Here is a 19,103-nt window from a genome sequence, read left to right as displayed (position 1 = left end):
AAGAGAAGCTCCCTTTATACCTTGGTTTCTTCGAGTTTGTTCATAATGTTGGCAAGCGCGGGAAAACCTTGCTTCACTCGCTGGTTGAAGTGCTGGTTAAATAAGACCCTGAAACACAACATGAGCCTTTAATTTTAAAATCTTTTTTTAAATTTTTTGCTTTTATTCGAATGTTTAGAGCTTTCCTTTGGCAAAAAGTTTTTCGCTGTTCCGTCTTTTGCTTTTCCCTGTCTCCCGTCTCCCGTCTCCTGTCTCCCATCCCCCTGCCTTTGAATTCGCCAATAGAAAGTGAAAATGGCATTTAGTACGGTCACAACTTAATAAGAATGGTATAACTCAACCCCGTCATATATGTGGATCAGGATGCTCAGGCAGTGGCAAGCGTGTCACCATTGCCTGCTCTCCAAACAGGATCAGACTACTGACTATCAGCAGCGGGAGAAAGTTTACATGGGTGAAGAACCCGTGGACCTGGGCATGACCCGACAGAATTTCCATGAACAGGATGGGCGTCAATGCTATGAGGAGGAAGACCTTTCCCTCCCGCCACAACATTCTTGCTCTGGCCCGTCGCTCCCTGGTTGCAAAAGGCAGAATCCCGAAGGTGATGATCGTCAATGGGCCCCAGAGGGCCTTAAACGCCTCAATATTCTTAAGCGTCGCCATCAGAGGCCAGGATGAGGTATCGCCGCCGCGCAGGCGTAAAGATGCGGCTGCGCCGATATCAGCCCAGACAGACGGGCCAAGAATGGCTGCCGCAAGGATGAACTTCGCTGCCCAGAGTCCGACATAACCCAGGGCAAAAAAACTCATAAGCCAAAACAGGTCGCCAAGTGGTTGCTCCGTATTGTCTCGCCATGCTACCCACCACACCATGGCAGGGATGGCGGCATTGAGCGCGGGTGTAGTCAGGAAATCGGTATACGCGGTGAGCGCCCCGCAGAGAAAGAATGTTACCAGTGGAAGTCGCGTGTGGTCACGCTTTTTCCCCGCAAGCCAAACGGAGACACCCAGCAGCACCCACCAGGCGACCGCCTTGGTCAGCAGCATTAAAGGGCCTGCAAAATTAACGAACAAAAACGGGAGGAAAAACGCCGCTGTAAACCCTGCCCCTGCAAGACGGGAGAGACGAACCGCCAGCCAGATCATCAACCACGAAGTGGCCAGAAAAACCACACCGCGTACATCGGCATAGGGCAGCGCAGACAACAGCACCCGTCCCGGCACCGCATAGCCATGCCAATAGCGGTGATAGACCTGCGCGGATATGTTTTCGGAGGCCTCTTGCCTGGCGAGCCCGCGCTGCATCGGATCACAGCCAATCCAGATGGGGACGGTCACGGCCCTTGGCTCATTTGGTAACAGGGGGGCCATGCCTGCCGTCACGCCGATACACTCTGTAAACAGATCAATCCGACGCCCGTTAAAAGCAGCCTCATAATCTGTATTGAGCAGAGTCACGTCTTCAAGAATATGTTCCTTGATGGGTGCGTCCGGCAAGGCCATCACTGCCGTCATCAAAATCCAGAACAGGCCCGTCAATATTGGAATTAATACAAGACATACGCCAAACCGCTGCCAGACAAAACGGTCAATCATTTCCCCGCTCCACTGGTGACGGCAGGACAGGAACCCGCAAATACGCCAGCCGTTTGGTCTCTGCATGGTACCGTGAGAGTACATCAAGCGTCAAGCTCATGGCAAAGAAGATAACTGCGGATATAATGATCCCGGTAGCGAGGATGGCCGTGGGAAAACGGGGCACCATCCCGGTTTCCAAAAACTCAAACACCACCGGCAGCCCCAACGCGAGGGATATCAACGTGAGCACTGCCGAGACACTGCCAAAAAAGAGGAACGGCTTATAAGTAGAAAGGAAACGCACCAGCTTAAACAGGATGTAACTGCCATCACGCCAGGTCTTCAATTTGCTCTGACTACCTTCGGCCCGCTCTGCATAGATTGTCTCCAATTCCCCCACCGGCAGACGCATGAAGGCCGCGTGGGCAGACAGCTCGATCTCAACCTCAAACAGTCTTGAGACGGAGGGAAAGGTTTTCACAAACCGGCGGGAGAAGACGCGGTATCCAGACAGGACATCTCCCATCGGCATCCGGAAGACTCTACGAAACACCTCGGTGAACAGCCGGTTGCCCCACTGGTGCCCGGTTCGATAGGCTGCCTTGCCTTTATGGCGACGCACCCCGGTGACCATATCAAGCCGCTCTCGCAGCAGCAGGTCGATCATGCGCGGCGCCGCAGCTGCCTCATAGGTGCCGTCACCATCAGCCATGAGATAGATATCTGCCTCAACCTCTGCCAGCGCCTGGCGGATGACATGGCCCTTCCCTTTGAGAGGTGACTGACGGACTACGGCACCAGCCGCGCGAGCTATCGTTGCCGTTTCATCCGTGGACGCATTATCATAAACGTAAATATGTGCCCCCGGCAGGGCTGCTCGAAAATCAGCCACCACTGCAGCAATCGCTGCCTCCTCGTTATAACAGGGCAGGATTACGGCATAATTCAAGTTCGCGAGCAAGTCAGGGGAGAGTGACATAATACCTTATTTGTCCTGGCGGAACGATATACGCAACGACCCTTCGCTGGAGTGTTCAGCTCCCGCCAGAGATCATCAACCCAACCTGCCAAATGGGCAAAAAAACACTCATTGCATGGGCGGGGCGGAGAACCATATCTCTGGTTAGTGAATACGTAATCGATGTTTAAATTGCTTATGAAAATGCGATTCCTACACGAGAAATCACCCAATCAGTGATGCTAATCATACGATTTACCTCACGATAGAGCAAGCCTTCTCTTCTCGACCAAATGTTGGGGCTTGTGCCAGCCCTGTGTGTCAGGATTCTTTTTTTTATTTGATACTCTTTTGTTCGTTGCACCTTAAAAAACAAGGTTACCATATTAGCGTTATTTTCAAATAACCAATACTCCCAATATCAACTACATGCGTGTACTTGAATTTCTAAAAATGCCTCAATATAAGAAGGAAAACTTATTATCCGACAGGCTCCTGGAATGAACTTCTGGGGCCTTTGACGGGTACGATCCGAAAAAGCTTCGTCACGCTGATGAAAATCGAAAATGGGTGGGGTGTCAAACGCGGTTTTCTCGCTCACGTGCAAAACCTGCATGCGTTCCATGGTTCAGTTGAAAAGAGAGTTCTAATTATGCGGCATAGCGATTTCAGAATGCCCAGAAGGAGCGAACGATGCCGATCCAGAACTGGTCTTTGGCTCTCTCTCAGCTGGTAATTTTTTTCGAAGGACGGCTGGATCGGGAATTAGGAGTTGGAATTTAAGGGGGATACAGGTAAGGCTGACAGAGAATTCTGAACACTCCCCTTGTTGACAAAGTTACTGAGCCAATTCTTCTTTACCTCAATTATTACTCATTTTACCCTGCCCAGGGCCATTTCTGACGGCACTCTTTTTATCCGTTTTACGATGAAAGACGAAACGAACAGCCGATGTTTGGTCTCGGCATTCTCTGCCTGGATTCGTTTCTGGAAAAGGAAGAGGTCTGTAATAAAATCTTAACTCGGCGGGCATTGAAGTTTAAAATTACAAGTTTTAAAGAGTCTTTAGTTCCCTGTTATCGGAAAGTTAGAATTAATAAAAATTGATCTAATTACCTGCAATATTAATAACAATTTATCAAAAAGGTACGTGCAAAAAATGTGGAGAGTTCTTTCCAATTGCTGGGCATTGTTTCTGGGCATGGGGTTCATCATGCTCGGAAATGGTTTACAGGCAACTCTGACCGGGGTGCGTGCCACCATGGAAGGTTTTGGCACAACTATTACCGGTCTGGTAATGTCCGGCTATTTCCTGGGTCTTATGACCGGTTGCAATATTGTTCCTAAAATGGTGGGCCGGGTCGGTCACGTGCGCACCTTTGGTGCCCTGGCATCGCTTGCTTCGACTTCAATCCTTGTACAAGCCGTTTTTGTTGCTCCCTGGATCTGGTGGGCAATGCGTTTTGTAACAGGTTTTGCCTATGCCGGTCTCTTTATTGTTGTAGAAAGCTGGATAAACGAGGCCGCGAACAATGGCAACCGGGGAAAATTGATGAGCTTTTACATGCTGATTTCCCTTGGCGGGATGGCGGGAGGACAAATGCTGCTGAACCTTTCCTCCCCTTCAGGCTTTGAGTTATTTGTGCTGGTATCTCTTCTGGTCAGTTTGGCGGTGATCCCGATACTTTTATCGACAGCACGCGCACCACAAATTGATGTGATGGAAAACGTTGGTGTTTTACAGCTTTACCGCGTGTCACCCCTCGGCGTATTTGGCATGTTTGTCTCCGGTATGTCAATAGGTGCATTCTTCGGCATGGGGGCTGTTTACGCAACCGAAATTGGATTGTCGGTAAAAGATGTCTCATTTTTCATGAGTACACTTATTCTGGGCGGGTTTCTGTTCCAATACCCCCTGGGCTGGATTTCGGATTATTATGGGCCACGCATTGTGATTATATTCAGCTGCACGGGTGGAGCTGTAGTCTCCTTTATCGCTCTGCAATATACCGGGGAAGGGTTATTATTCTATGTGATTGTAGCAACTGTTGGAGGCCTGACTATGCCTTTATATTCTCTTTGCAGTGTATACACCAACGATTACCTGACACCCACCCAAATGGTTGCGGCCGGTGGGACTTTGGTGCTGATAAATGCGATTGGGGCTTCAATTGGTTCGCCTGTGACTGCCCTGGCCATGGATATCTTTGGCCCTCAGGCTTTCTGTGGATGTATCGGTGTAATGCTGAGTTCAGTTATGGTCTTTGCCTTATGGCGTTTAATAAAACGGGGTGCAATTGATGCAGCAGAACAGGGTGATTTTGTAGTGATGGCAACGCTTCCATTGAGTGTATCTCTTAACCCGGATGTTGATCTGGCGGAAATTGAAGCTGCAGGAGATGAAGATGCTCAAGATATTCGATCCAGCTTCGAAGAACTTATAAATGATCTTGAAAATCCTGAGGATATCACATCATCCGAAGAGAAGTGATGAATCATTGTCTTAGAACAGCAACAGACACCGGAGTGATCTGCTTACTGAGATCTTCCTGTTTGAAGAAAGGCCATGATCTGGTACCTTTCTAAAAGAGTGCGTTGCTGCTGTAGCGGGTGCTGGTACCTGTGCAGGGTAACCTCCGGTCAGGTTGTCGTGATAAAACCATACTGGCAGCTCACTTTTTTTTCATATTACGGTGTTGCACCTATTGTACTTATTCAGCTTTCGTGAAGGTACTTATACCGAATTCCCGTTCGTCACCGGTGGGTACCTTGAAACAGCTTGTATTTCGTTCATATTCGAGGCACAGGAGGAAATTTATTACAGCCATGATCGATATCTCGACGTCTTGTTCCTCGCTTTGTCGGAGGATAACTTTTTGACTATAACGAAGAAGATGAGCAAAAGACTGATTGTTCAAGGTTCCCATGGGACAACGAGGTTACGAAGGCCCACATTGGAGAAATACAGAAGATGGATGAACACGTTGATGCCGCAAAAGTGAAGTTTTTCCCTCCGGGGATACCACTTATAGTCATTGCAGTCGGTATTGGTCTGAACTCTTTGTGCCCATTATCTTTCGGTATTGAAATTGGCGTGCCAGCACGTTATTTCATCGGTGGTGCTTTCGCGATCTGTGCCTTCGTGTTCCTCGGAGTCTGGGCGGTTGTGCTTTTCCGCAAGAATGGCCAAAACGAGAATCCGTGGAAAACCACACCTTACATTGAAAGCCGCGGACCGTTCAGGGTCACTCGTAACCCCATGTATTTGCAGATGGTGCTTGTCTGCATTGGTGTAGCGTTTGCGACCGCGAACTGGTGGATTCTTTTGCTCACGCCAGTTGGAGCATGGGCACTGCAGGAGTTGGCGATAAAGCCAGAAGAGAAGTATCTGGAAGATAAGTTTGGAGACACGTTTCTTGAATACAAAAGGAAGGTTCGGCGCTGGCTGTGAGCATACGATACGTTTTTAATGCAGTCTTTAACTATGGCTTACTCAGTCTATCCTCTGTGCTCCGTTAGAAAGGCTCAGCATCAGTGTATCATAAATCAAACAAAAATAATCCTCTGTCGCGTTTGGTACCTTTGTGCAGATGGACCCAATGTTCGAGGGAATATAGCAGGACGTACCGCTACATGGATGCGGCTTACCCGGGACGTGGAATCATCTCAAAAAAGAATCGAAAGTTGTTTGCTGCCTGGAACCGACAAGATTCGGTTGATAGTTGGGAGTGTGAACGCGAGAGGCGTGTTGCAAAGATCCAGGGCAACCGGAATCCTTTTGTTGCCGAGATGTGCCCGAATCAATGATTTCAACCTTGAGAAATGTATCTTGAGTCCGGCCATATTATCGTTGAATTAAGCAGTTGTGTTATGATTAGAAAGACGATCCATGTTAGTCTGTAATTTTCTAATCGTCGTCCGTTTGGTGCGATTGCAATCAGCTGGTAGCGGCCGCTGGTACCTGTTGCATGGTAAAACCTCCGGCAGGTTGTGGTGACATAACCATACCGGCAGCTCACTCTTTTTCATATCATGGCGTTGCACTTATTGTACTAATCCAGCATTCCTCCTCGGATTCTTCCACAACTTCAAAAGGGGCTTCTTATGAAAACTTTTTTGCATAAAGGTCGAATGTCGAAATTACTTTACAATATGCCGGTTAATGTCATCCTTAAAGCTGACATGGCCCTTACAGGGGCCGCCTATTATGCCCTCGAAATATTATAATTTTTGCAGGTCTGCACATAAGGGTGCCATAAAATTGTGGTAATGCTGGAGTTGAACTCCTCAATCTCCCAATGGACTGAAAGTTGATGGAGTTTTTTGTGAAGTTGGCCTATATTGCTCAAGAACCATGTTTGTTATCATTCATAAATTCAAGGAAAATGCACAGGCGAGATTGTATTACAACAAAACCAACCGATATGGAGATTAGATAATGGCAGTGCTGTTTGCGACTGGTAATAAATCGAATAATCTGGAATAGAAGGGTGATAACAATTACACCCCGGCTTTGTTGGCGCTGACTATACTTTTTTCAACCTGCCTCAATCCAGTATTTCCCTAATTTTAAGAGCTATGTCTTTCGGGGAAAACGGCTTTGATATAAAATAAATACCTTCATCCAATACACCATGGTGGGCTATGACGTTCGCAGTGTACCCGGACATGAACAGTATTTTGAGCTCGGGGTAAATGATTTGCAATTGTTCAGAGAGTTCCCGGCCATTCATCTCTGGCATAACCACATCTGTTATCAAAAGGTTGATTTTTCCATCGTATTCCTCGGCCATTTTTTTAGCGTCTTTTGACCTCGTAGTTGAGAGTACATTATATCCCAAATTTTCAAGTATTCTTATACCAAGATCCAAAATAGAAGCATCATCTTCCACCAGGAGTATTGTTTCTCCCTGACTCAATGGGTTTTCCAGGGCAGTCTCGTTTCTTACTTCGAGAGCTTGTGCTACATGCCGAGAGAAATAAACCCTTATCGTTGTCCCCTTCTCTAATTCACTGTAGACGTTTATAAACCCATTGTTCTGTTTGACAATACCATATACAGTGGCCAGCCCAAGCCCAGTACCATGGCCACTCTTTTTGGTCGTAAAGAACGGCTCAAAAATCTGATTCATAGTATCTGGTGATATTCCGCAACCATCGTCACTTACCGCAAGCATTATATACTCACCAGGAAGAAATCCTGTGTGATCTACACAGTATTCTTCATCAAATGCAATATTTTTTGTTTCGATAGTAACTTTACCTACGTCAATTATTGCATCCCTGGCGTTGACACAGAGATTTGCCAAAATTTGATCGATTTGAGAAGGATCAATTTTAACTGACCAGAGTTCAGTTCCAGGCATCCACGCAAAATCAATATCTTCACCGATCAAGTGACGAAGCATCTTTATCATACTGCCGATATTGTCATTAAGATTAAGAACCCTGGGAGCAATCGTTTGTTGTCGAGCAAACGCCAGTAACTGCCGTGTCATGTCTGCTGAACGTATACCAGCCTTGTAAATCTCTTCCATATCGCCATATAAGGGATCACTCGGTTCTAATTTCCCTAAAGCCAAATCTGTATAACCGAGAATAATACTGAGCATATTGTTAAAATCGTGAGCTATGCCTCCCGCTAATCGACCAACAGATTCCATTTTCTGAGATTGATTAAGGGCTTCATTCTGAATAATTACTTTATCCTGAAGTCTCTTTTGTTCAGAGATATCAGTAAAAACACAGTGTGTTTGAATAAAGTTTCCATTATGGTCTCTGTTGATTTTACCATCAAATGATACCCAAAAATATGTCCCATCCTTTTTCCTCAGCTGAAATTCGATACCGAGAATCTCCCCAACTGATTTAAATTTAGGGAAATTTTCTCTGAAATGATTTTGCCAATCAGGATGTAAAAAATCAGCAAACGATTTACCGACAACCTCATCTCGAAAGTATCCCAGGTGATCCAACCACCTTCTATTGGCTTCAAGGAGATAACCATTTTCATCCAGGCTTTGATAGGGGAACGGGGCATTTTCAAACAACTCTCTATATCGTTCTTCGCTATGTCGCAGTGTAGTCTCATACGTTTCCCGTTCGGTAATATCACGAATCACACCAACAAGGTATTTATCACCATTTTCGGCTATATATCTGGTTTTTTTGGTTAAAATAATTAATTTTTCTGATCCTTTAACCGTGAGCGTCTCCTTACATGAATTCTCTTTCCCATTCGCCAGTATCTGTCTCTCAATTTCCAGAAAATGATCCTGCTCGTTTTGAGATACTTCTTCTACTAATTTTTTGCCAATTATCTCTTCCCTGACTCGACCAAAGATGGAGCAAAAAGCATCATTCACGACAGTAAATCTGTGTTGGTCATCTTTGACGAATACAGGGGAACTGATGTTGTTGAGGATGTTAGCCCAATAGGTTTTTGATGCTATCAACTCTTTCTCTATCTGCTTGCGTTCAGTGATATCACGAATAAAAATAAAGAACAGACCGCCACTGTCTCGGATGAAATTTGCACTTGCATCTACATCGATTAGATAACCGGTTTTATGTCGGAGTTGAGTTTCAAATTGGTCACTGCCGTCCCTGATTATTTTTGATCTTCTTTTTTTTATTTCTTCTGGATTTTCAAGTGCTTCGACATTCATACTTGACATATTTAAAAGCTCCTCTCGACTATATCCAATCATACGAGAGTATGCGTCATTGACTTCAAGGAAATTTCCTTTTTGATCAAGCATATAGAATCCATCAATGGAGCTTTCAATGGCTTTTTGGTATCTTTTTTCTTTCAGTTTTTGATCAGTGATATCTCGGGCCGTTCCGTAGACATGGCCGTTCGAAGCCATCTCAAATATATTTCTATAATCAGGTTCTGTCTTTTTGTGCTCGGTAATTTTTGCTTTACTTTCTTTTAAAGTCTTTTGGGGGCTTGTGAAATTAATATTAATCTCTTCCAGCACTTTAATCCGTTGTTCAAGTTCTTCATACGTTGGTTTTTCTACCATCCGGTCACCCATGAACTAAGATTTTAATCAAAATGACAATATATCAAAAATTACTGTTGTCGAGAATATGTTATTATTTTTTTAGCAATGTTAACCATTGCTGGATGAGTACAATAAGTGCAACACCGTGATATGAAAAAAGAGTGAGCTGCCGGTATGGTTATGTCACCACAACGTAACCGGAGGTTACCATGCACAGGTACCAGCACTTGCTGCCAGCAACGCACTCTTTTAGAAAGGTACCAGATCAGTGCATTTCTTCAAACAAGAAGATCTCAGACTGATATTACTGATACCTTGAATCGTTCTAAGAGTACGATTTCACGTGAAATTCATAGCAACTCTTTTGAAGGGAGCTATACCCCCTGTGTTGCTCAGATCATAGCGATGACCAGACGGAAATCTGCTGAGAAGGCCACAAAACAAAACCCTGAAGCTGTGCAGGTTATACGAAAGTGGCTCCGACGGGGGTATCCCAGAGTCTATAATCTATCGATTTTCTGTTAATTATCTCTGTAAAAACATGTTTGCCATACGGCGGTTTATGACCGGATTTATAAAGATCGGTAAAAGGGAGGAAAACTCCACACGTATCTGCTGCGGTATGGTAAACGTCGGTGGAAAGGGGGGGAAACGTAAACGAGCCGGGGTTTCTCTTATGGGCAGAATGCCTCCCCTGTTATACCATTTACATTTTGTATTGATTCATCACCATTGATAGAAAATCGGCACGGCGGTGGTTTCCCGCGATGTTGTTCTGTAGACAAGGCATGCCTTGTCTCTACGGTGGCGGCCATCAGCGAAATGGCAAGCATTACCGATAACCCACTGCCATATCATTACCATGGGGTGATAACGGTGACACTACACATCCCTGGTGAAAAATCGCTACAACAGTGATTCCAGCAATGGTGTTGTAGAGACAAGGCATGCCTTGTCTACACTGTGACGGGAAACGTAATGATAACAGTGGAATTACACTGAACACAGATGAAGTGCAAGGATGAGGTTGCCTCAGTTATAAATGGCCTTCTCGACACAATTACGGGGCGTAAGGAGACATTGACTCTGGACAGTGACAGCGAATTGAAACAATCCGTAAAATCGACACTTTGGTGGTCGATAAGACTGGCACTCTGACCCCTGGTCAACCAAAGTTGACCGATGCGGTGACAGCAAAAGATGCCCTAAAGAAAAACTGCTTCTTCTTTCGGCAAGTCTGGAAAAGGCAAGTGAACATCCTCTGGCGGAGGCAATTGTAGAGGGTGCAGATGAGCGGCAGATCAAAACCATGGACGATTTTGAGATTGACATCTCTTCGCACACCGACTGGATGGAAGAGAGCTGGATGAGTACATGGTTGCCCTGGCAGGCGACGGCATCAACGATCCACCCGCTCTGGCACAGGCCATGTGGGTATCGCCATTGGGCCGACCCGTATGAATTATACCATTTACATTTTGTATTGATCAGAGAGCGCGACTGCGTGAACATCTTTTTTTGTGATTACGAATGAATAAACAGGATGTAAAAAGAGCAATACTTAATAGTATTCGTTGGCAAAAAGTTTTTCGCTGTTCCGTCTTTTGCTTTTCCCTGTCTCCTGTCTCCCATCCCCCTGCCTTTGAATTCGCCAATAGAAAGTGAAAATGACATTTAGTACGGTCATAACTTAATAGAAATGGTATTATACCATTCCTATTAGGTTATGCCCCGTTTTGTCTCCTGTTTATCCATGAATAGACACGAATTTTCACGAACAGGGACAACACATTAAACGAAAACGTTTGTATCCGAATTTAAGCCGTACAGTGCACCAGGATTATGAATCAACTTTGGGATAACTCCCAAAGTTGAGACCCCATTCCCTTTTTAACGCTGAGGGTGGGCGAAATGGCAATTATTCAAGATAGCCATATCGATCAAAGAGGTGGTAAAAAATATCAGAGACATAAACGACTCCAACCAACTTGCCACTATCAACAACCGGCATTCGTCGGATTCTGTCTTTAACCATCCTGTCTACGATTGCCATGAGTGGTTCATCAGGGGGGATGCTCAAGAGATTGGCATTCATTATCTGGCTCACTTTCTTTTCTTTAACTGACTTGATGAATTGATCAAGTTCACCCTTCCAGGAAAGGGTGTCGCCATCAATACCATAGTTGAGAAAAGATGGGCGCAGGTGATACAGAATGTAAAACATACTGATCGTTCCCACCAGTCTATGGGTATCATCAATAACCATAAGACTGACTGTCTTATGGCCTGTTGGTCTGACCTTGGCGTTGAGAATTTTACGAATAGCATTTTCTGCAGGTTCATTCATCTGAATGGTATCATAATTTTTGATCATGATATCTTTTGCAAATAACTGCATTACTGTCTCCTTCTTAGGGTTCTTTCAAAGTATTATTTACTGACTATAGTGCATAGCAGCTGAGTTGAGCCGGCAGGTACTGCTAACTTACCAATATATCGACAATTATAAATTTAAAAGAGTATTGCTTCACCAGCCAGGGATCATATATATAACCAGGTGAAAAATAAACAGCAAGCTAAAGAAAAATAAATAGCAAGCTAAAAAAGATATAACTATTCAGCGAAGAACAAACAACCTCAATCTGTAATGTGTTCAGCAATGCTCCTGATGCACACAACAGGCAGAGGTTGATTGAGCGGATTTACCTCATGGTCGATGGTGACGGTACCTATTTTTTCTTCCGAATCATATCATATCATATCATTTACATTTTGTATTGACCAGAGAGCGCGACTGCGTGGACATCTTTTTTTGTGATTACGAATGGATAAACAGGATGCAAAACGAGCATAACTTAATAGAAATAGTCTAATCATGCGAAAAAGGGCATTTTTTATAAAAGCGTAACTTCTTAAAGTTTTTTGCCTTTCTCCTGTCTCCCATCCCCCTGCCTTTGAATTCGCCAATAGAAAGTGAAAATGGCATTTAGCACGGTCACAATTTAATAGGAATGGTATCACACCCCGTCCTCAAGAGCCTTTGTCCATATCTCAACAAGTTCTTTCCGAAACAGATAAAAATAGATCTTCAGTCCCCTGTATTTCTCCCTTCTGCACACCGAAATACTGATCTTTGCCGCTTCCTCAGGTGGATAGCCATAAACACCACATGAAATTGCCGGGAAAGCAACAGATCTGCATTGATGAGAGAGCGCAATGTCCAGACTGTTTCCATAGGCAGCGGTCAGTACTTTCTCGGGATGTTCAGCCTGTTGATATATTGGGCCGACCGTATGAATGACATACGTCGCCGGCAGGTTATATCCCATCGTAATGACAGCCTCACCGAAAGGACACCGGACTCCATTGACCGCTTCGATTTGTCTGCATGCCTCAAGCAGTTCAGGCCCGGCCGCTTTCTGAATTGCACCGTCCACGCCTCCGCCACCGCGCAGTTCCTGATTGGCGGCGTTGACAATTGCATCGACCGGGGCGAGGGTGATATCTCCTTCAATAATTTCTATGTTTTCAGCAGTCATTGTTGTTTACCTCACTGTAGATATTTTTGCTCCTCAAGGTAGAGCATGATTTCCTGCACGGCTTCCATCGGTGTCATTTCGGTGGTATCAAGGGTCAGTTCCGGGTTCTCGGGGGGGATATAAGGATCATCAATCCCCGTGACGCCCTTGATAATTCCCGCCCGCGCTTTGGCGTAGAGGCCCTTGCGGTCGCGTCCTTCACAGACCTCAAGCGGAGTGGAGACATACACCTCAATATACCCGCCATAGCCGGAGATCAACTCCCGGTTCTCCGCCCTTGATTCCGGGTAGGGAGCGATGGGGGCGCAGATGGCGATGCCGCCGTTTTTCGTTATTTCACTGGCGACAAACCCGATGCGGGTGACATTGAGGTTGCGGTGTTCTTGAGTAAAGTTAAGCTCCGAAGAGAGGTTGCTGCGCACGATATCACCGTCGAGCAGGGTGACAGGGCGGTCGTTTCTCTCCAGAAACTTGACCATCAGCACTTTGGCAATCGTCGATTTCCCCGACCCGGAGAGCCCGGTCATAAAGATGGTGAATCCCTGCCTTGAACGCGGCGGAAAAGAGTCCTGCAGTTCACGAACAATCTCCGGCCAGGAAAACCATTCCGGCACATACTCGCCCATCTCCAGCCGCCGTTCCAGCTCGGTTGAGGTGATTTGCTTCACCTCTTCGTCCTGCAGCTCATCCATGAAGAGATACATCCTGCGCTTCTCGCTGTAGCCCATCGGCCGCTGACGCACCATTTCAATGCCCGTCTTTCCGGCATTCTCCGCGACCAGCTGCTGCGCTGCACCACGTTCATAGAAGAGTTTGCCGTCCTGGTTGCGGCGGAAGGGATCTGCCTGATCCTCCGCCACCATGAAGTGGCTGCAACCGAAATTCTTGCGGATGATCGCCTGCCACAAGGCCTCTTTCGGTCCGGCGAGACGGTGGGCGTAGGGGGTGATGCCGAGAGCAATCATGTTGCACGGGAACTTCTCCGCGAAGGCCTCGTAACAACGGATCTGGGTGTAGTAGCCAAGGTCACCGGGATGGCTGAGATCGGCCACCGGCTGGAGAAAGATGGCCGCCTGGGCCTCCCGGGCCGCGCTGAGCACCATCTCACGGTGGGCGCAGTGCAGATATTCGTCAGTATGGAAGCCGAGTACCCGCCGCCAGCCGTTCATGGTGAAGGTGCGCACCGTCGCCGAGGGGCTGAGGCGCAGGGCGCGGAAATCGTAGTGGATGGGGAGGGTGATTCCCTCCAGAGCACCGCCGATGCGAAACTCTTTTATCCGCTTGTACAGCTGAGCCACGCCGGGATGCAGGCAGGCGTCATCGCTCCCATAAACTGATTTCGCCTCAGCCTCGCGGTCGGCCCGCCAGATGTCTCCCACGGTGAGAATGGCCAGCAGAAAGCCTTCGCCGTCGGTGAGTGCCAGCCGCTGCCCGCTTTTCAGCGAAGCGGCAAACTCCTCCTTCACGTCCAGTGCGATGGGAATCGGCCAGGCAGTGCCATCCGTCAGAGTCATCCGCTCCAGTACGCTGTCGTAGTCTGCCCGGTTGAGATAGCCGCTGAGGGGATAGCAGGCGCGGTTGAGCAGCAGCTCAAGGTCGCAGAGCTGGCGGGGGCTGAGACTCAGAGATGGAAGATCAAGCGCTTCGCGGCGCAGATTTTCCACCCGGCGAAAGTGGACAAGGAGACTCTCGGAGTGTTTATTCATGGTTGTTTTTTATCTTCAAGGTACCCGTTACGGTTGATAGAGCAGTTGTACCGGGCAGTGGTCGGAGCCGGTAATCTCCTGCATGATTCCTGCATCGAGCACCTTTTCTTTTGCTCCGGCATTGACGCAGAAGTAGTCGATGCGCCAGCCGATATTCTTTTCCCTGGCGTTGAAGCGGTAACTCCACCAGGAATATTGATCCGGCTGCTGATTGAACATGCGGAAGGTGTCAATATACCCGGCGTCGTCAATGAAGCCGTCCATCCAGAAACGCTCCTCAGGAGTGAAACCGGCGTTCTTCACGTTGGTCTTCGGATTCTTCAGGTCGATTTCTTTATGGGCAACATTAAAATCTCCGCAGAGTATAACATCTTTTTTCTCCTCCAGCTTTTGACAATATCGCTGCAGCGCAGCGTCGAAGGCCAGTTTGTAGTCAAGACGTTTCAGTCCTGCCCCGGCATTGGGAAAGTAGATATTGAGCAGATGGAATTTCTCAAACTCCAGACCAATAACCCGCCCCTCGCAGTCAAACTCTTCTTCGCCGATTCCATAGTGAACCGCGAGTGGTTTGAGGCGGGTGTAGAGGGCAACGCCGGAGTAGCCCTTTCGCTCCGCACTGTGCCAGACAGAGGTGTACCCGGGGATGTCTTTCAGGTTGTCAGAGAGTTGATCCGGCTGGGCCTTGGTCTCCTGGATGCCGATGATGTCGGCGTCAAAGGCGAGCAGGATATCAACAAAGCCCTTCTTTTCCACCGCGCGGATGCCGTTGACATTCCATGAAATACATTTAATTGCCCCCTTCGGTATCTTCGCCGTACGGGTTTTACGCGGGGTTATGCCGATTTTCGCGCAGTCGCTGCTCAGAGGACACTCATCGCAGTGCGGCCCGATGGGGCGGCATATCGACTGGCCGAAACTGACCAGCAGGGAGTTGACCGGAATCCAGAACTCCTCGGGGAGTTTTTTCCGCAGCGCCATCTCGGTTTTCAGGGGAGTGTCGGTGTCAACGTATCCCCAGATATTCATGATGCGGTGGACATGGGTGTCCACACAAATGGCAGGCAGCTGAAAGGCAACACTCTGCACGAGGTTGGCCGTCTTGCGACCGACTCCAGGCAGGGTGAGCAGTTCCTTCATGGTGTGCGGCACAATGCCGTCAAACGACGCCAGCGCTTCGGGCAGTTTGAGCAGGTGTTTCGCCTTGGTTTTGTAGAAACCGACAGGAAAAATCAGCTTCGCAATCTGCTCTTCGCTGAGTCTGGCCAGGTCGTCGATATTGGCTGCTTTCGCAAAAAGTTTGGCCGAAGCACTGGCGGTTACCTCGTCCCGGGTGCGGGCGGAGAGGATGGTGGCAACAAGCACCTTAAAAGGCTCTCTTGTCTGCACGGCGATGAGGTCAACTACCGGTACACGGCGGTTGCTCACATCTTTTTTCACAATTTCAAGGTAACGGGCGATATCGATTTTGGGCATGGGAGGGGAGGGTGAAGAGAAGGGGAAAGGGCGGAGTTGAGAAACACTCCGCCCTGGAAATTACAGCGTGCAGGAATCCGGTTCGAAATGGAGGGTGGCAAAATAGTCCTCCAGGGTCTCCGCCCGGCGAATAAGTTTCACTGTGCCGTCCTCCTGGAAGAGCAGTTCTTTCGGCCGCAGATTTCCATTATAGTTGAACCCCATGGCGCTGCCGTGAGCACCGGTGTCTTCAATGACAACAAGGTCACCGGTTTCCATCTTCGGCAGGGTCCGCTGGACGGCAAATTTATCGTTGTTTTCACAGAGGGCACCGACAACATCCACCACCTCGGTTTCACCTCCCTCCCTGCCCACCACTTCAACGTGGTGGTATGCGCCATACATGCCCGGACGCATTAACGCGCTCATTGAGGCGTCCACACCCACATAGGTACGGTAGATTTCTTTACGGTTGATGGCGGTGGTTATCAGCACGCCGTGGGGGCCGGTCATGAAGCGGCCACTTTCGGTGCAGAGTGTCGGCTGATAACCATGTTGTGCTTCAAAGGCAGTGAACAGTGCCGCCACTTCGCGACCAAGGGATTCTACGTCAAGTTCGGGCATGCCCGGCTCGTAGGGGATGCCGAGACCGCCGCCGATATTGACGAACTCAAAGGTGATGTCGAGTTCACTGCTGATGGTGGCGATCAGCTCAAGCAGCATTTCCGCAGTCTGCACCATATACGTATAATTGCACTCGTTGGAAGCAAGCATGGTGTGCAGCCCGAAACGGGTGACACCGGCGGTTTTCGCTCTGCGATAGGCCTCTATAATCTGCTCATGACTGACGCCGTATTTGGCCTCTACCGGATTGCCGATAATCTCGTTGCCGGTGCGCCGTCCGCCGGGGTTGTAGCGAAAGCAGATAAGCTCCGGCAGTGTACCGACCTTATCGATCAGCGAGATGTCATCAAGGTTGAGAATACAGCCACCGTTCTTTGCAGCGAGGGCGAAGTCGGTATTGCTGGTGTTGTTGGAGGTGAACATAATATCTTCCGGTTCCGCGCCAGCCTGTCGGGCAAGGATAAGTTCAGCCTGGGAGGAGCAATCGAAGCCATAGCCCATATCCTTCATGATTTTAAGAATTTCCGGATTGGGCAGTGCCTTCACCGCATAAAACTCTTTAAAAGCCTTCACTCCGGAAAAGGCTTTTCGCAGACGGGCACCGGTGCTGCGAATTCCGGCCTCGTCATAGATGTGGAAGGGGGTCGCAAAGTGGTCAGTGATTTTGCGGGCTGCGGGGAAAAGGCGTGTTTTATAGTCTTTGGAAATGGGCATGGTATCCTTCTCAGCTCTGTTGCGGCAGGGGTATTCTGCCTGTTTCTTTCAGGGTTTTCACGACGGTCTCTGTATTCGTGGAGCGCACGCCGGGGATTTTTTGAATGGAATGGAAAAGCAATTTTCCAAGGGCCTCAGTGTCTGCACAGCGCATCTTCAAAAAGAGGCCGTCACTGCCGGTGACGAGGTGAATTTCCTGGATCTCAGGGATCTCCTGTAGAGCAGCATCAATTCCTTCAAGCATTTTCGTCTCAATGTGCAGATGCACAAAGGCAATCAGCGAGTGGCTGAAGCGCTGCGGGTTGAGGCGCACCTCGTAGCCGTCGATATAGCCCTGCTTCTCCAGCTTGCGGATGCGTTCCAGAACCGCCGACGGAGCCAGCTCAACCTGACGTGCTACTTCGACGTTGGGGATTCGGGCCTTCTCTTGAAGAATTTTTAATATTTTATAGCTTATTTCGTCAATCATGGGGTGAGTTCGTAATTTCTCAAAAAGTTATGGAAAAAGATAAAAAGACAAAAAAGGAGACGGGAGACAGGAAAAAGCAGGGCAGCAAAATCCGATGACATCCGTTGTGGGATGTGTTTCAAAGTTTTTGCTTTTTTTCGTCTTCTTTTCCCCTTCTCCTGTCTTGCCCGCCTTAATTAAATAAAATCTTTTTCCTTAAATATCTTTTGCCTTTATTCGCATGTTTAGAGCTGTTATTCGTTGGCAAAAAGTTTTTCGCTGTTCCGTCTTTTGCTTTTTTCTGTCTCCCGCTTTTGCTTTTCTTCGCGTTCCTTAGCGTTCTTCGCGGTAAAAAAATTGTCTTACCGTTTTTTGCTTTTTCCTGTTCTGCTGTTTTCCATTTTGCCTGTATAATATTTATATTGGCAGTATTGTCAAGAATTTTATTCATCAAATAACGGTAAAAACAGAACGATGTTCTGAAAAGAAAAGGGCCCGACAGATTTTCATCTGTCGGGCCCTCAATATTACAACTATGAAACGTATCAGGATTTCCAGAAACCGTGGAGATTACAGAAAGCCCGTGCGGTGCCTTCTGTCAGGCCCGGGAAAAAAGCTTCCGGTTTGTCAGAGGGAGTAAGGAACTGGCGATAGAGTTTGTTGCCGGAGAGAACTTCAATCCATTCAATCCAGTGTTCTTCAGTCATAGGATGGGGAACAGAACCTACGGAGACTTTCAGGCCGCCGTCTGTTTTTTCCACAACCGGAACGTGTTTTTCGGTGGCAGCATCAGTGGTGTTTTCTTTCATCATCCGCATCGGCTTGCCGCAGCAGACCAATTCACCATCAGTGTCATTCATTGCTTCAGCGATGTTTCCACAGACAAAACATTTATAAACAGCTTTTTTTTCACTCATTCTAACTCCTCCTCAGGATAGCTTGTCGTTCATTTTGTTTTCACCGGAAACGTTATGGCGACCGGCAGACATCCTCGAAACATAAGCATTGAGAAGAAAACCTGCAATCCCGAGGAAGAGTTTTTTTAGGAAAAATTCTCATCTGTTCTCTTGT

The 19,103-nt window shown here is 47.6% G+C and carries 17 protein-coding genes and 2 pseudogenes; 8 read left to right on the top strand and 11 right to left on the bottom strand.

Features of this window, described 5'->3' with window-relative positions; genetic code table 11:
- Positions 1-104, top strand: a pseudogene (locus JWG39_RS17120) (IS1595 family transposase); the annotation flags it as partial.
- A gap of 241 nt (positions 105-345) precedes the next feature.
- Here JWG39_RS17120 and JWG39_RS11955 read toward each other — a convergent pair.
- The gene (locus JWG39_RS11955; RefSeq protein WP_205219641.1) at positions 346-1,599 is read right to left on the bottom strand and encodes a hypothetical protein; all 1,254 of its coding nucleotides are present in this window, start codon (positions 1,597-1,599) and stop codon (positions 346-348) included.
- Positions 1,592-2,560, bottom strand: a complete 969-nt coding sequence (locus JWG39_RS11950) for a glycosyltransferase (protein WP_205219640.1) — start codon at positions 2,558-2,560, stop codon at positions 1,592-1,594. The genes JWG39_RS11955 and JWG39_RS11950 overlap by 8 nt, the downstream gene beginning before the upstream one ends.
- Positions 2,561-3,698: 1,138 nt before the next feature.
- On the opposite strand from JWG39_RS11950, the gene JWG39_RS11945 reads away from it, so the two are divergent.
- The 4 genes from JWG39_RS11945 to JWG39_RS11930 all read left to right on the top strand — a co-directional run bounded on the left by JWG39_RS11945 (position 3,699) and on the right by JWG39_RS11930 (position 6,766).
- Positions 3,699-5,030, top strand: a complete 1,332-nt coding sequence (locus tag JWG39_RS11945) for an MFS transporter (protein WP_205219639.1) — start codon at positions 3,699-3,701, stop codon at positions 5,028-5,030.
- Positions 5,031-5,510: 480 nt separating this feature from the next.
- Entirely contained in the window at positions 5,511-5,990 is a 480-nt protein-coding gene (locus JWG39_RS11940; protein WP_205219638.1) for a methyltransferase family protein, read from the top strand.
- Between the two features lie 182 nt (positions 5,991-6,172).
- The gene (locus JWG39_RS17115; RefSeq protein WP_205219637.1) at positions 6,173-6,346 is read left to right on the top strand and encodes an endonuclease; all 174 of its coding nucleotides are present in this window, start codon (positions 6,173-6,175) and stop codon (positions 6,344-6,346) included.
- A gap of 255 nt (positions 6,347-6,601) precedes the next feature.
- The gene (locus JWG39_RS11930; RefSeq protein WP_338032213.1) at positions 6,602-6,766 is read left to right on the top strand and encodes a glucokinase; all 165 of its coding nucleotides are present in this window, start codon (positions 6,602-6,604) and stop codon (positions 6,764-6,766) included.
- A 320-nt stretch (positions 6,767-7,086) separates the two neighbouring features.
- Here the strand turns inward: JWG39_RS11930 and JWG39_RS11925 are convergent, their stop codons facing one another.
- On the bottom strand, positions 7,087-9,567 hold the full coding sequence (locus JWG39_RS11925) for a hybrid sensor histidine kinase/response regulator (protein ID WP_205219636.1): 2,481 nt from the start codon (positions 9,565-9,567) through the stop codon (positions 7,087-7,089).
- Positions 9,568-9,723: 156 nt separating this feature from the next.
- Between JWG39_RS11925 and JWG39_RS17110 the strand changes: the two genes are divergently transcribed.
- The 3 genes and pseudogenes from JWG39_RS17110 to JWG39_RS17420 all read left to right on the top strand — a co-directional run.
- The gene (locus tag JWG39_RS17110) at positions 9,724-10,074 is read left to right on the top strand and encodes a helix-turn-helix domain-containing protein (protein WP_369130614.1); all 351 of its coding nucleotides are present in this window, start codon (positions 9,724-9,726) and stop codon (positions 10,072-10,074) included.
- A 207-nt stretch (positions 10,075-10,281) separates the two neighbouring features.
- Positions 10,282-10,467: a hypothetical protein gene (locus JWG39_RS11915; RefSeq protein WP_205219634.1), complete on the top strand. Its 186-nt coding sequence runs from the start codon at positions 10,282-10,284 to the stop codon at positions 10,465-10,467.
- A 179-nt stretch (positions 10,468-10,646) separates the two neighbouring features.
- Positions 10,647-10,852 (top strand): annotated as a pseudogene (locus JWG39_RS17420) (HAD family hydrolase); the annotation flags it as partial.
- A 615-nt stretch (positions 10,853-11,467) separates the two neighbouring features.
- On the opposite strand, the gene JWG39_RS11910 reads toward JWG39_RS17420, so the two are convergent.
- The 8 genes from JWG39_RS11910 to JWG39_RS11875 all read right to left on the bottom strand — a co-directional run bounded on the left by JWG39_RS11910 (position 11,468) and on the right by JWG39_RS11875 (position 18,949).
- A complete protein-coding gene (locus tag JWG39_RS11910) occupies positions 11,468-11,947 on the bottom strand; it encodes a CBS domain-containing protein (RefSeq protein WP_205219633.1) in 480 nt (159 codons plus the stop codon).
- Between the two features lie 619 nt (positions 11,948-12,566).
- Entirely contained in the window at positions 12,567-13,088 is a 522-nt protein-coding gene (locus JWG39_RS11905; RefSeq protein WP_205219632.1) for an O-acetyl-ADP-ribose deacetylase, read from the bottom strand.
- An 11-nt stretch (positions 13,089-13,099) separates the two neighbouring features.
- Entirely contained in the window at positions 13,100-14,794 is a 1,695-nt protein-coding gene (locus JWG39_RS11900; RefSeq protein ID WP_205219631.1) for a bifunctional sulfate adenylyltransferase/adenylylsulfate kinase, read from the bottom strand.
- A 27-nt stretch (positions 14,795-14,821) separates the two neighbouring features.
- A complete protein-coding gene (locus JWG39_RS11895; protein WP_205219630.1) occupies positions 14,822-16,267 on the bottom strand; it encodes an exodeoxyribonuclease III in 1,446 nt (481 codons plus the stop codon).
- Between the two features lie 60 nt (positions 16,268-16,327).
- A complete protein-coding gene (locus JWG39_RS11890; RefSeq protein WP_205219629.1) occupies positions 16,328-17,584 on the bottom strand; it encodes a diaminopimelate decarboxylase in 1,257 nt (418 codons plus the stop codon).
- Between the two features lie 10 nt (positions 17,585-17,594).
- Positions 17,595-18,053, bottom strand: coding sequence for an Lrp/AsnC family transcriptional regulator (locus JWG39_RS11885; RefSeq protein WP_205219628.1), 459 nt, complete (start codon positions 18,051-18,053; stop codon positions 17,595-17,597).
- Positions 18,054-18,225: 172 nt separating this feature from the next.
- Positions 18,226-18,483 carry a hypothetical protein gene (locus JWG39_RS11880; protein ID WP_205219627.1) on the bottom strand — a complete coding sequence of 86 codons (258 nt, stop codon included), beginning with the start codon at positions 18,481-18,483 and terminating at the stop codon, positions 18,226-18,228.
- A 94-nt stretch (positions 18,484-18,577) separates the two neighbouring features.
- The gene (locus tag JWG39_RS11875; RefSeq protein ID WP_205219626.1) at positions 18,578-18,949 is read right to left on the bottom strand and encodes a desulfoferrodoxin; all 372 of its coding nucleotides are present in this window, start codon (positions 18,947-18,949) and stop codon (positions 18,578-18,580) included.
- Positions 18,950-19,103 lie beyond the last annotated feature (154 nt).

It is taken from the genome of Desulforhopalus vacuolatus, assembly GCF_016918505.1.
Classification (GTDB): Bacteria; Desulfobacterota; Desulfobulbia; order Desulfobulbales; family Desulfocapsaceae; genus Desulforhopalus; species Desulforhopalus vacuolatus.
This window is presented reverse-complemented; position numbering and strand designations above follow the sequence as displayed.

Coding starts and splice junctions, on each gene's coding strand:
- JWG39_RS11955 (WP_205219641.1), bottom strand. CDS start 1,599: ATGATTGACCGTTTTGTCTGGCAGCGGTTTGGCGTATGTCTTGTATTA.
- JWG39_RS11950 (WP_205219640.1), bottom strand. CDS start 2,560: ATGTCACTCTCCCCTGACTTGCTCGCGAACTTGAATTATGCCGTAATC.
- JWG39_RS11945 (WP_205219639.1), top strand. CDS start 3,699: ATGTGGAGAGTTCTTTCCAATTGCTGGGCATTGTTTCTGGGCATGGGG.
- JWG39_RS11940 (WP_205219638.1), top strand. CDS start 5,511: ATGGATGAACACGTTGATGCCGCAAAAGTGAAGTTTTTCCCTCCGGGG.
- JWG39_RS17115 (WP_205219637.1), top strand. CDS start 6,173: ATGGATGCGGCTTACCCGGGACGTGGAATCATCTCAAAAAAGAATCGA.
- JWG39_RS11925 (WP_205219636.1), bottom strand. CDS start 9,567: ATGGTAGAAAAACCAACGTATGAAGAACTTGAACAACGGATTAAAGTG.
- JWG39_RS17110 (WP_369130614.1), top strand. CDS start 9,724: ATGGTTATGTCACCACAACGTAACCGGAGGTTACCATGCACAGGTACC.
- JWG39_RS11910 (WP_205219633.1), bottom strand. CDS start 11,947: ATGCAGTTATTTGCAAAAGATATCATGATCAAAAATTATGATACCATT.
- JWG39_RS11905 (WP_205219632.1), bottom strand. CDS start 13,088: ATGACTGCTGAAAACATAGAAATTATTGAAGGAGATATCACCCTCGCC.
- JWG39_RS11900 (WP_205219631.1), bottom strand. CDS start 14,794: ATGAATAAACACTCCGAGAGTCTCCTTGTCCACTTTCGCCGGGTGGAA.
- JWG39_RS11895 (WP_205219630.1), bottom strand. CDS start 16,267: ATGCCCAAAATCGATATCGCCCGTTACCTTGAAATTGTGAAAAAAGAT.
- JWG39_RS11890 (WP_205219629.1), bottom strand. CDS start 17,584: ATGCCCATTTCCAAAGACTATAAAACACGCCTTTTCCCCGCAGCCCGC.
- JWG39_RS11885 (WP_205219628.1), bottom strand. CDS start 18,053: ATGATTGACGAAATAAGCTATAAAATATTAAAAATTCTTCAAGAGAAG.
- JWG39_RS11880 (WP_205219627.1), bottom strand. CDS start 18,483: ATGAATAAAATTCTTGACAATACTGCCAATATAAATATTATACAGGCA.
- JWG39_RS11875 (WP_205219626.1), bottom strand. CDS start 18,949: ATGAGTGAAAAAAAAGCTGTTTATAAATGTTTTGTCTGTGGAAACATC.